Source organism: Pandoraea cepalis, from assembly GCF_902459625.1.
Taxonomy (GTDB): Bacteria; Pseudomonadota; Gammaproteobacteria; order Burkholderiales; family Burkholderiaceae; genus Pandoraea; species Pandoraea cepalis.
Genome location: NZ_CABPRY010000005.1, coordinates 97,110 through 109,201 on the forward strand (window position 1 = coordinate 97,110; position 12,092 = coordinate 109,201).

The window sequence follows — 12,092 nt, forward strand, 5'->3', positions numbered from 1 at the left end:
AAACTGCCGAGGAACCTTCGCCATGCTGTTACTGAATCCGGGCCCTGTTACGCTGACCGAGCGTGTCCGCAAGAGCTTGCTGCAACCCGATCTGTGCCACCGCGAGCCCGAATTCTTCGACCTGCAGGATGAGGCGCGCGCGCGTCTGGTCGCCGTGTATGGCCTCGATCCGGCGGTGTGGACGCCGGTGCTGATGACCGGCTCGGGCACCGCCGCCGTCGAGAGCATGACGGCAGGCCTCGTGCCGGAAGGCGGCCGCCTGCTGATCGTCGAGAACGGCGTGTATGGCGAGCGCATCTCTCAGATCGCCAAGCAATACCGCATCGATCACGACGTCATCCATTTCGAGTGGATGCAAGCGCCGGACCTGGCGCGGATCGTCGACAAGCTCGACACCGCGGGCGATCGTCCGTACACCCACGTGTCGATCATCCACCACGAGACGACGACGGGCCGCCTGAACGATCTGACCGGTCTCGCCGGTGCATGCCGTGAGCGCGGCATCGGCCTGCTGGTCGACGGCGTGAGCAGCTTTGCCGCCGAAGCCCTCGACTTCAACGATTCCGGTATCGTGGCCGTGGCCGCCACCGCGAACAAGTGCGTGCATGGCGTGCCGGGCGTGTCGTTCGTGATGGTGCGCAAGGACGCCCTCGCCAAGGCGGCGAGCCGCACGTATTACCTCGACATCGCGCGTCTGGCCAAGCTTCAGGCCGAGCGCAACACGCCGTTTACGCCGTCGGTGCATGCCTACTACGCGCTCGTGGAAGCGCTGCGCGAACTCGACGACGCCGGGGGGTGGCAAGCACGTCACGTCCATTACGGCGCGCTCGCCGAGCAGGTGCGCGCCGGTCTGGCCGCACTGGGCATCGACAGTGCACTGCCGCCGGGCGAGTCGTCCGTGGTGCTGCGGGCCTACAAGCTGCCCACCGGCGTCGACTATCCGCGCCTGCACGACTGGCTCAAGGCCGACGGCTTTGTGATCTACGCCGGCCAAGGCGGACTGTCGAAGGAATTGTTCCGCATCTCGACGATGGGCAACCTCACGGCCGCCGACATCGACCGCCTGCTGGCGTCCTTCGCCCGGCTGGTGAAGTGAGCGCGGGAACGAACCTTTGACCATGACCGAATTGCTCGCCAGCGTCTCCTCCCCTGCCGACCTGCGTGCGCTCTCGCGCGCCGACTTGCGCCGCGTGGCCGACGAATTGCGCGCCTGTGTGCTCGATAACGTTTCGCGCACCGGCGGCCATCTGTCGTCGAACCTGGGCACGGTCGAACTGACGATCGCGCTGCACTATGTCTTCGACACGCCCAACGATCGCATCGTGTGGGACGTGGGGCACCAGACCTATCCCCACAAGATCCTCACCGGGCGCCGTGGGGCGATGCCAACGCTGCGGCAATGGCACGGACTGTCGGGCTTTCCGAAGCGCGACGAATCGCCTTACGACACGTTCGGCACGGCGCATTCGAGCACGTCGATTTCGGCGGCACTCGGCATGGCGCTGGCCAGCCGGGTCAAGGGCGAGAAGCGTCACGCCATTGCCGTGATCGGTGACGGCGCGATGACGGCGGGCGAAGCGTTCGAGGCCCTGAACAACGCGGGCGTCCACGACGACCTGCCCTTCCTCGTCGTGCTCAACGACAACGACATGTCGATCTCGCCCCCGGTCGGCGCGCTCAATCAGTACCTCACGCGGCTGATGTCCGGGCAGTTCTACTCGGCGGGCAAGGAGAGCGTGCGCCAGTTGCTGCGCAACGCGCCCGCGCCGATGCGCGAGCTGGCCCACAAGCTCGAAGAGCACGCCAAGGCCCTCGTTTCCCCCACGGGCACGATGTTCGAGGAGTTCGGCTTCAATTACCTGGGCCCCATCGACGGCCACGATCTCGACGCGCTGATTCCCGCGCTCGAGAACATCAAGGCGCTCAGGGGGCCGCAGTTCCTGCACGTCGTCACGCGCAAGGGACGCGGCTACAAGCTCGCCGAGGCCGATCCGGTTCTCTATCACGGCCCCGGCAAGTTCAATCCGAGCGAAGGCATTCGGCCGGCCGCACCGGGCACTGTCTCGGCCAAGACCTATACGCAGGTCTTTGGCGAATGGATGTGCGATGCGGCGGCCGCCGACCAGCGTGTCATCGGCATCACACCGGCCATGCGCGAAGGCTCCGGCCTCGTCGCGTTCGAGCAGCGCTTCCCCGAGCGCTACTATGACGTCGGCATCGCCGAGCAACATGCGGTGACCTTCGCAGGGGGATTGGCGACCGAAGGGCTCAAGCCCGTCGTGGCCATCTATTCGACGTTCCTGCAACGCGCCTACGACCAGTTGATCCACGATGTGGCCTTGCAGAACCTGCCGGTCGTCTTCGCGATCGATCGCGGCGGCCTGGTCGGCGCGGATGGTGCTACCCATGCGGGCGCCTATGACATCGCCTATCTGCGCTGCATCCCGAACATGGTGATAATGGCCCCCGCGGACGAAAACGAATGCCGTCGGATGTTGCAGACGGCGCTCGGAATCGACGGCCCCAGCGCCGTGCGTTATCCGCGTGGCACCGGTCCCGGCGTAACGATCGAATCGGGGTTGTCTACGCTGCCCGTGGGCCGGGCCCAGATACGGCGTCGAAGCGCCGCCCCGGCAGGCCGTCGCGTGGCGATGCTGGCGTTCGGCTCGATGGTCGCACCGGCGGAACAGGTGGCCCACGAGTTCGACGCGAGTGTCGTCAACATGCGCTTCGTCAAGCCGCTCGACGACGCGACGCTGCTTGACATGGCGCGCACGCACGACCTCGTCGTCACGCTCGAAGAGGGCGCGGTGATGGGCGGTGCGGGCACGGCCTGTGTCGAGGCGCTCAATGCCAATGGCGTACAAGTCCCACTGCTGCAATTGGGCTTGCCGGACACCTACATCGATCAGGGCACGCCCGCGCAGCAACTCGCGTCGGTCGGGCTCGACGCCCCGGGCATCGCGGCATCGATTCGCCGGGCGCTGGCCGAGCGTCTCGGCGGCAAGGTCGAGGCGGTGCCGTCGGCGACTTGAGTGCGGCGGTTTATCCCGCTCGGTTCAGCGCATCCGATTTAGCGCATCCAAAACGACAAACGGCACCTTTCGGTGCCGTTTTTCCTTGCGTCGCTGCCGTCAGGTTGTTGGCGGCGGCGCCGGCTTCTTGCGCGGCTTGCCCATGAGCACCGGCTGGAAGAACACGGCGCCGATCAGCGTGCAGACGAGCGAGAGCGCCAGCAGTTTGCCCATGCTCGACGTGCCCGGGTGATGCGACAGCCACAGGCTGCCGAAGGCGATGCCCGTGGTCGCGGCCGACAGCACGATCGCCTGCGTCAGACCCGATGCGAGCAGCCGCGTCTGCCCGTGACGCCATGCGATCACGTAGTAGATCTTGAACGCCACGCCCACGCCCAGCAGCAATGGCAGTGCGATGATGTTCGCAAAGTTCAGCGGCAGGCCGATCAACACGCTGAGTTCGAGCGTGACGCCCGCCGAGACCAGCAGCGGCACCAGCGTGCGCAGCACGTCGCCAAAGTTGCGCAGCGCCAGCCATAGCAGCAAGGTGATCGAAAGCAACGCCAGCGCCCCCGCCTCGATGAACGCGCGAATGATCGTGTCGGCCGAGCGCAGGATCGAGATCGGTCCCCCTACGGCGTCCGGCGTGGTCGCCAGCACGGCGGCACTGAACTTGCGCAGCATGGCGTCGTCACTCGGATCCGCGCCCTTCGCCACGCGCGGCGAGATGTTCACGAGTGCGCGCCCATCGGCCGCCACCCATTGCGAGGTGATGTCCTCGGGCAGCGACTCGCGCGTCACGGCATGCGGCTGCAGGGCATCGCGCAACTGACCGAGCGCAAGCTTCAACGGCTCGGCGATCGCCCGATCCGCGCGATCGCGTGTCGCGGCGTCGGCCGCGGCGAGCTTGCGCAACGCGGCGGCCAGGCGCTGGGCCGGCTTTGCGCCGTCGCCCGGATGATCGAGCGCGGCGTCCTCCAACTGACCGGCGGCCGTCTTGAGCGCCGACACGCGCGCCGCATCGGCTACCGGTGCCAGCGGCGTTTGCGAAAGCACCGGCAGCAACGATTCGGCCGCCGTGCCGATCAACGCAAGCTTGGCGGGCTGCTCTGCCGGCAGGAATGTCGTGAGCGTGACCACGCGACCGACTTCAGGCACGGCGCGCAGTTTCGCGGCGTCGGCGTCGGCGGCGGCGAGCGTCGGGGCGAGCAGTTGCACGTCGTTGACCCCGGCCTCCGGCGAATTGGCCAGATCCCTCAGCGTCGCCATCGACTCGGTGTTCGGATCCTTCAGATGCAACGGGTTGAAGTCGAAGTGCAAATGGGCGAGCAGCGGCAGGCCCGCGACCACGAGGGCGAGCGTGCCGTACAGCAACGGCTTGCGGTGCTTCTCGGTGAATTCGTCGACCGGACCGAGGCTGCGAAAGCCCGGCGGACTCGGTTCGCCCTTCGGCTTGAACACACTGATGAGCGCCGGCAACAAGGTGATGGCCGACGGAAATGCCACGCACAGGATGCCCACGCCTGCGATCAATCCGAGTTCGGACACGCCGCGATAATCGGTCGGCAGAAACGAGAAGAAACTCGCGGCCGTGGCGGCGGCGGCCAGCGACAGCGGCATCGCAATTGCCCGGCCCGCACTCGTGAGCGCGCCGTGGAGTGCTTCGTCGCCCGACGCTCCCGGCCGATGGTCCAGGCGATGGCGCTCCTCGCGATAGCGCACGCCGAACTGAATACCGAAGTCCACCCCAATGCCAACGAACAGAACCGCGAACGCGACCGAAATCATGTTGAGCGCGCCGACCATCATCAATCCGAGCGCAAACGTGACGGCCAGCCCGGCCAGCAGCGTGATGAACACCGCGAGAATCATCTTGCCCGAGCGCACCGCCAGCCACAGCACGACCAGCACGGCGAGCAGCGTGACGACCGCGTTCGGACCGGCGTCCTGACGCACGGAGGCGAACTCCTCGTCGGACAACGGGCGCGGGCCCGTCAAACGCACCGTCGCGCCATAGCGCTCACCCAGCTTCAGGTCGGCCACCGCCTCGCGAATGCGCGTCGCGGCATTCGCCCCGGCTTCGAGGGCCGCGTAGTCCACCTTCGGCTGCACCTGGACGTAGCTGCGGGCCACGGTGTCGGGCGCGACGAGCGCTCGCCACGACATGGCCGCCGGACGCCCGGCAAGCACCGCCTCGGTCGTCTCGGCCGCATCCCCGAGCAGGTTGGCCATTTCCGGCAGATTGACTTGTCCGCTGAGGAGCGGCGTTTGCAGCGTGACCGACAGCAGGTTCGACAAACCGGTCAGGCTAGGGTCCTGCGCCAGACGGTTGAGCAGGGGCTTGGCGTCATCGAGCTTGCCCGTGAGCGACTTGACGTCGTCGAGCGGCGCGAAGAGCAGCGCGTTGTGCGCAAAGAACGCCCCCGAGCCGGGACGGCTCACCGCCCGGAACACGTCGGTCTCGGTCACCAGCTTCGCGGCCAGCTCGGCGGCGGCCCGGTCGGCGAACTCGGCCGCCGGGGCCTGCACCACGGCCAAGGTGAGGTCTGTCTTCTGCGGGAAAGCGCGATCGATGGCACGACCGCGCTCGGCGGCGGGTGTATTCAGATCGATCAGGCCCGAGATATCGGTGTTGATCGCAAAGTGCTTGGCGACGTACGCGCAACTCGCCATCACGAGCAGTAGCGAAGCGAAAATGACCAGATACGCGTGCTTCGCCGAAAAACGGACGATGCGCACGACGAGCGACGTCAGCATGTAGCGGTTCCGGAAGAGAATCGAGGTCCCCCCGCCCCGGCCGCCGCGCTCTAAAATGCCACGAAACGCAATGTATCAAGCGATACCGGGGAACCAATCGCAGACGAAGTCCGTCGATCAGCTCATGGAAGACAAGGAAACGGTGAATTGACGAAATCGCAGCAGTATACAAGGCCGCGTGAACTACACTACGGCCAACCCGATTGAAATCCACGAAGACGGTATGAACAAATTTCTGGTGACGGCACTCTCGGCCGTCGCATTCAGCGGCATCGGCCTCGCCTCTGGCGCCTGGGCACAGGCAAGCAGCAACAATCCGAACGACATGGTGAAGACGGCGGTCGAGACCGTCGTCAAGGCGGCCAAAGCCGACGCGGCAGCCCGCGACGGCGATGTCGCCGCCACTGCCCGTGTCGTGGCCCGCGACTTCCTGCCCTATACCGATTTCCATCGGACCACGCGTTACGCCGTTGGCTCGAAGGCGTTCGATGCGGCCACCCCGGCGCAGCAGCAGCAGATCTTCGAGCAGTTCCAGCAATTGCTCGTGAACACCTTCGCACTGCAACTCTCGCAGGTGCGCGGTAGCCAGATCGCGTTCAAGTTCACGCCGGCCAAACTCACGGCGAACAGCAGCGACGTGGTGGTGGGCGCCTCGGTCAGCGGCAACGGCGACAATCTGTCGGTGGCCTATCGTCTGGCCAAAACGGACAAGGGGTGGAAGATCTACGACATCAACATGATGGGCGAGAACGTGGCCAACGCATGGCTCATCCAGTTGTATCAACCGCAATTCAAGGCGCGCATCGCCCAGGGCGGTATCGACGGCCTGATCACCTACCTGCGCGACAAGAACGCGCGTTTCGGCAAGTAAATCAACAGCGTGACGACGCCTGCCGTGTCCGGTACCGCCGGGCCGCGGGCGTCAGTGGCGACTTGGCGGCACCTTCGACGCAAATCAGATCCAGATGAGCGCCGATTCGTCAACATTTACGAAATATGCGCTGGCGTCTCTCTACTCGGGAGTGCTCAGCAGCATTTGGCGGCGGCGGTTACAATCGTCGCTTGTCAAACGACCGGACGGCGGTCCCCCCAAGGGTGCGCGCGAATTGCCATTGGCAATGGCGCCGCGGGCGCCATGAGGCCATGGCGATCAGGCCATGCACCTCGATGGGAACCGTCATCCCGGCCGACCTGAGCCGGAGAGCTGAATGCAAGTCTTCCTTGCCCAACCCCGCGGTTTTTGTGCGGGTGTCATACGTGCCATCGAGATCGTGGAACGCGCCCTGGAAAAGTACGGCGCCCCGGTCTACGTGCGCCATGAGATCGTTCACAACAAGCATGTGGTCGATTCGCTCAAGGCCAAGGGCGCGCGCTTCATCGACGAGCTGTCCGAAGCCCCCGCGGGCGCGGTCACTATTTTCAGTGCCCATGGCGTGGCGCGCGTCGTTGAACAGGAAGCACAGACGCGCGGCCTGCGAGTGCTCAATGCCACCTGCCCGCTCGTGACCAAGGTGCACCTGCAAGGCAAGAACTACGTGTCCGCCGGGCGTGACGTCATTCTGATCGGCCACGCCGGGCACCCGGAAGTCGAGGGCACGATGGGCCAGATCGACGGCCCCGTGCATCTCGTGCAGACCGAGCGCGATGTCGACGCGCTGCCGCTGGCCGTCGACACGCCGGTCTCGTATGTGACGCAGACCACACTGTCGGTCGACGAGACTCGGGGTATCATTGCGGCGCTGCAAGGTCGCTTTACCGATATCGTCGGTCCGGACACCAAGGACATCTGTTACGCCACGCAAAACCGCCAGACCGCCGTGCGCGAGCTGTGCGAGCGTGTGGACGTGCTGCTCGTGGTGGGTGCGACGAACAGCTCGAATTCGAACCGCCTGCGCGAAATCGGCGCCGAAATGGGGCTGCCGAGCTATCTCGTGGCCGACGGCACCGAGGTCGATCCGGCATGGGTGCGCGGCCAGGCCCGCATCGGCATCACCGCCGGGGCGTCCGCGCCCGAACGCATGGTCGAAGACGTGATCGACGCGCTGCGCCGCATCGACACCGTCGAAGTGACTCTCATGGACGGCATCGAGGAAACCATCCAGTTTCGCCTGCCGTCGGAACTGACCAAAGACGAGCCGGTCGCCGCGCATCACGCGCTGGCCGGCTAACGCAATACGAACAGGAGCCGAACGTGGCCATCCCCTTCCTGCAACAGGCGTATGTTGGCGCCTATCTGATGAAACAACGCTTCAAGGGCAACAAGCGCTACCCGTTGGTGCTGATGCTCGAACCGTTGTTCCGCTGCAATCTCGCCTGCTCGGGCTGTGGCAAGATCGACTATCCGGACCCCATTCTGAACCAGCGCGTCTCGCTCAAGGACTCGCTCGATGCCGTGGACGAATGCGGCGCGCCGGTGGTCTCGATTGCCGGTGGCGAACCGCTGCTGCACAAGGAAATGCCGGAGATCGTCAAGGGCATCATCGCGCGCAAGAAGTTCGTCTATCTGTGCACGAACGCGCTGCTGCTCGAGAAGAAGATCGACGACTACCAGCCGAGCCCGTTCTTCGTTTGGTCGATTCACCTCGACGGCGACCGTGAAATGCACGACGCCGCGGTGTCGCAGGATGGCGTGTACGAACGCGCCGTGGCCGCCATCAAGCTGGCCAAGTCACGTGGCTTCCGCGTGAACATCAACTGCACGCTGTTCAACAACGCCGACCCGGAAAAGGTTGCCAAGTTCTTCGATTCCACGAAGGAAATGGGCCTTGACGGCATTACCGTGTCGCCGGGCTATGCCTACGAGCGCGCCCCGGACCAGCAGCACTTCCTGAACCGCTCGAAGACCAAGCAACTGTTCCGCGACATTCTCAAGCGCGGCAACGGCGGCAAGAACTGGACGTTCAGCCAGTCGAGCCTGTTCCTCGATTTCCTCGCCGGCAACCGTTCGTACCATTGCACGCCGTGGGGCAACCCGACGCGCACCGTGTTCGGCTGGCAGCGTCCGTGCTACCTGCTTGGCGAAGGCTATGCCAAGACGTACACGGAACTGATGGACACCACCGACTGGGACAAGTACGGCGTGGGCAACTACGAGAAGTGCGCCGACTGCATGGTGCACAGCGGTTTCGAAGCCACGGCCGTGAACGAGACGCTCTCGCATCCGTTGCGCGCGCTGGGCGTGGCGCTCAAGGGGGTCCGCACGGACGGCGCGATGGCCGACGACGTTTCGTTCGCCAAGCAGCGTCCGGCCGAGTTCGTGTTCTCGAAGCACGTCGAGATCAAGCTCGACGAGTTGCGCCGGGCCAAGGCCTAAATGCCGTCGCGTGTCCTGGTCACCGGCGCCTCCGGGTTCGTCGGGTCCGCGGTAGCACGCGCGGCGCTGGCGCGCGGTCACGAGGTTCGCCTGCTGGTGCGCGGCACCAGTCCGCGCGCGAACCTCGCCGATCTTCCTGTCGAGGTCGTGGAAGGCGATATGCGCGACGCGGCGTCGATGCAGCGCGCGCTCGCCGGCGTGGATGCCCTGCTCCACGTGGCCGCCGACTATCGTCTCTGGGCGAAAGACCCCAACGACATCATGCGGGCCAATATCGACGGCACGCGCACGGTGATGGAAGCCGCGCTGCGCGCGGGCGTCGGGCGCGTGGTCTACACCAGCAGCGTTGCCACGCTGCGCGTGCACGACGCCGTCGGCCCCGTCGACGAAACCTCCCCGAACGACGAAGCGACGACCATCGGCGTGTACAAGCGCAGCAAGGTCGCCGCCGAGCGTCTGGTCGAGCGGATGATCGCCCACGACGGCTTGCCCGCCGTGATCGTCAATCCGTCTACGCCCATCGGACCGCGCGACATCAAGCCCACGCCGACGGGACGCATCATCGTCGAGGCCGCGCAGGGCAAGATCCCCGCGTTCGTTGATACCGGTCTTAACCTCGTGCACGTCGACGACTGCGCCGAAGGCCATCTGCTCGCCCTGGAGCACGGCCGCATCGGTGAGCGCTACATTCTTGGCGGCGACGACGTGCCGCTGCGTGACATGCTCGCGGGCATCGCCGACATGGTGGGGCGCCGCGCTCCGAAGATCGCGCTGCCGCGCTGGCCGCTCTATCCGCTCGCGATGGCGGCGCAAGGCGTTGCGCGCTTCACCGGCAAGGAGCCGTTCGTCACGGTCGACGGCTTGAAGATGTCGCGGTATCAGATGTACTTCTCATCGGAGAAGGCGAAACGCGACCTCGGCTACACCGCTCGTCCCTACGCTGCGGGCCTGCAGGACGCGCTCGCCTGGTTTGGCTCCGCCGGATATCTGACATGACCGCTCTGGCCTGGATCGCCGCGCTTTCGCTGGGCATCTGGATCTACCTGCTCAGCTCGCAAGGCGGCTTCTGGCGTGCGCGCGAGCGCGACGATCTGGATGAAGACCGTCTGCCTGTGCCCGATGTCTGGCCATCGGTGGCGGTGGTCATTCCCGCGCGCAACGAGGCGGAATCGATCGCTCAGGTCGTGGCATCGTTGTGCCGCCAGGACTATGCCGGGCGGCTGCGCATCGTGGTCGTCGACGACCAGAGCAGCGACGGCACGGCCGATCTCGCGCGCGAAGCCGCCGCGCGGGCGGCGGCCGACGGCTTCACGCGCCGCGTGGATGTGCTCAGCGGCCAGCCCCTGCCCGGCGGCTGGACCGGCAAGCTGTGGGCCGTGAGCCAAGGGGTCGCGTTCGCGAGCGATCCGGGCACGAACGACGATGGCATCCCCCCCGACTACCTCCTGCACACCGACGCCGACATTGCCCATCTACCCGAGAACGTACGCCGACTGGTCACGCGGGCGGTCGGCGATGGCCGCGTGCTCGTCTCGCTGATGGCGAAGCTGCGCTGCACCGCCTGGTTCGAGCGCACACTGATTCCAGCGTTCGTGCTGTTCTTCCAGATGCTTTACCCGTTCGCGTGGGTCAACGATCCGAAGAAACGCATGGCTGCGGCCGCGGGCGGATGCATGTTGATCCATCGCGCTTCGCTCGAAGCCGGTGGCGGCATCGAAGCCATTCGCGACGAGATCATCGACGACTGCGCGATGGGACGCCTGCTCAAGCGGCAAGGCGCGATCTGGCTGGGGTTGACCGAGCGCGCCCTGAGCGTGCGTCCGTACGACAACCTCGGAGAGATTCGCAAGATGGTGTCGCGCACGGCCTACGCGCAGTTGCAGTATTCGCCGGTGTTGCTTGCGGGGACCCTCGTCTCGCTACTGCTCACGTTCATCGTGCCGCCGGTCATGACGATCTTTGCCACGGGCATCGCCCAATGGCTCGGCCTCTTCGCGTGGATGGCGATGACGCTGGCCTACGTGCCGATGTTGCGCTTCTATCGGCAGCCGTCGAGCTTCGGCCCGCTGCTGCCGCTCGTCGCTGCGCTCTATACCGTCTTCACGTTCGACTCGGCGCTACAACACTGGCGCGGTCGCGGTGGCATGTGGAAGGGGCGCGCTCAAGCACGCGGCCAGCAATCGTCGGACGCTTGAATCGGCACACCGACCGACGTGTGCCCGAAAACAAAAATGCCAGCCCGTCGACAACGACGCGCTGGCATTTTTGTTGAGGGTGATCGTGGTGATGGATGGCGGGGAAAGACGCCGTGATCAGAGGCCGGCAGCCACCGCGCCGAATCCGTCGCCCAGTTCGCGCGCGACGACCTCGCGCCCATGGCGCATGGCCTGATTGGCGCGGCTCGCATCTTTCCCGACACGCAGCAGCGCGGGCAATTGAAGCGGATTGACGGCGAGCGAGCGCAGCACGCCGAGGATATCGGTGGAGCCGTCGCTGCGAAGTCCGGCGAGCGCCGCTGGGGGGAGCGAGCGCTCCGCCGGGTCGATCACCACGCGGGCGGCGACGAACGGTAGTCCGTGCGCCTGTGCCACGCGTGCGACGATGTGCGACTCCATGTCGGCCGCCGCCGCCCCGCTCTCGCGCCACAGGGCGGCCTTGTCGTCGGCCCTGACGACAGGGGCCGTCACCCCGGCCAGATCGGCGTGCAAGGCGTCGGGCATGGCACGACGCAGCGCATCGGCCCAGCGCACGCACGACACATACGCGTGCGCCTGCTGCGGCATATCCAATACCCTATGCGCGATCACCCACCGACCGGGCGCCACGCCGGGCCTCAAACCGCCCGCCGTGCCGAAGCTCACCAGCCCGCGCGCGCCGTCGCGTGCCATCGTGGCCTCCAGGTCTGACGCGAGCGTATTGTTTTGCGCGCAGACCACGACCACCCCGTCGCCGCGCGCGATGCGGGCTTCGAAGGGCATACCGGTCACCACGATGATGGGCGGGGTCAT

At 66.0% G+C, this 12,092-nt stretch carries 9 protein-coding genes; 7 read left to right on the forward strand and 2 right to left on the reverse strand.

What is annotated here, in order from left to right:
* The first annotated feature begins 22 nt into the window (after nt 1-22).
* The gene (locus PCE31107_RS13005) at nt 23-1,096 is read left to right on the forward strand and encodes a 2-aminoethylphosphonate aminotransferase (protein WP_150608895.1); all 1,074 of its coding nucleotides are present in this window, start codon (nt 23-25) and stop codon (nt 1,094-1,096) included.
* A 22-nt stretch (nt 1,097-1,118) separates the two neighbouring features.
* Nucleotides 1,119-3,035, forward strand: a complete 1,917-nt coding sequence (gene dxs / locus PCE31107_RS13010) for a 1-deoxy-D-xylulose-5-phosphate synthase (protein ID WP_150608896.1) — start codon at nt 1,119-1,121, stop codon at nt 3,033-3,035.
* A 99-nt stretch (nt 3,036-3,134) separates the two neighbouring features.
* Here the strand turns inward: dxs and hpnN are convergent, their stop codons facing one another.
* A complete protein-coding gene (hpnN, locus tag PCE31107_RS13015; protein WP_150608898.1) occupies nt 3,135-5,771 on the reverse strand; it encodes a hopanoid transporter HpnN in 2,637 nt (878 codons plus the stop codon).
* A gap of 223 nt (nt 5,772-5,994) precedes the next feature.
* On the opposite strand from hpnN, the gene PCE31107_RS13020 reads away from it, so the two are divergent.
* From PCE31107_RS13020 to PCE31107_RS13040, 5 genes are all read left to right on the forward strand, one after another.
* Complete coding sequence (locus PCE31107_RS13020) at nt 5,995-6,642, forward strand: MlaC/ttg2D family ABC transporter substrate-binding protein (protein ID WP_026132272.1); 648 nt, start codon at nt 5,995-5,997, stop codon at nt 6,640-6,642.
* Nucleotides 6,643-6,979: 337 nt separating this feature from the next.
* Nucleotides 6,980-7,939, forward strand: coding sequence for a 4-hydroxy-3-methylbut-2-enyl diphosphate reductase (gene ispH / locus PCE31107_RS13025; RefSeq protein ID WP_017235476.1), 960 nt, complete (start codon nt 6,980-6,982; stop codon nt 7,937-7,939).
* A gap of 23 nt (nt 7,940-7,962) precedes the next feature.
* On the forward strand, nt 7,963-9,084 hold the full coding sequence (gene hpnH / locus PCE31107_RS13030) for an adenosyl-hopene transferase HpnH (RefSeq protein ID WP_130025324.1): 1,122 nt from the start codon (nt 7,963-7,965) through the stop codon (nt 9,082-9,084).
* A complete protein-coding gene (gene hpnA, locus PCE31107_RS13035) occupies nt 9,085-10,080 on the forward strand; it encodes a hopanoid-associated sugar epimerase (RefSeq protein ID WP_150608900.1) in 996 nt (331 codons plus the stop codon). It begins immediately after the preceding gene.
* Entirely contained in the window at nt 10,077-11,279 is a 1,203-nt protein-coding gene (locus PCE31107_RS13040) for a glycosyltransferase (protein ID WP_150608902.1), read from the forward strand. The genes hpnA and PCE31107_RS13040 overlap by 4 nt, the downstream gene beginning before the upstream one ends.
* Before the next feature lie 117 nt (nt 11,280-11,396).
* Here PCE31107_RS13040 and PCE31107_RS13045 read toward each other — a convergent pair whose 3' ends face one another.
* Nucleotides 11,397-12,092, reverse strand: a complete 696-nt coding sequence (locus PCE31107_RS13045; RefSeq protein WP_150608904.1) for a phosphorylase — start codon at nt 12,090-12,092, stop codon at nt 11,397-11,399.

Excerpts from the sequence above, each read along its gene's own strand:
- PCE31107_RS13005 (WP_150608895.1), top strand. The coding sequence starts at position 23 with ATGCTGTTACTGAATCCGGGCCCTGTTACGCTGACCGAGCGTGTCCGC.
- dxs (WP_150608896.1), top strand. The coding sequence starts at position 1,119 with ATGACCGAATTGCTCGCCAGCGTCTCCTCCCCTGCCGACCTGCGTGCG.
- hpnN (WP_150608898.1), bottom strand. The coding sequence starts at position 5,771 with ATGCTGACGTCGCTCGTCGTGCGCATCGTCCGTTTTTCGGCGAAGCAC.
- PCE31107_RS13020 (WP_026132272.1), top strand. The coding sequence starts at position 5,995 with ATGAACAAATTTCTGGTGACGGCACTCTCGGCCGTCGCATTCAGCGGC.
- ispH (WP_017235476.1), top strand. The coding sequence starts at position 6,980 with ATGCAAGTCTTCCTTGCCCAACCCCGCGGTTTTTGTGCGGGTGTCATA.
- hpnA (WP_150608900.1), top strand. The coding sequence starts at position 9,085 with ATGCCGTCGCGTGTCCTGGTCACCGGCGCCTCCGGGTTCGTCGGGTCC.
- PCE31107_RS13040 (WP_150608902.1), top strand. The coding sequence starts at position 10,077 with ATGACCGCTCTGGCCTGGATCGCCGCGCTTTCGCTGGGCATCTGGATC.
- PCE31107_RS13045 (WP_150608904.1), bottom strand. The coding sequence starts at position 12,092 with ATGACCCCGCCCATCATCGTGGTGACCGGTATGCCCTTCGAAGCCCGC.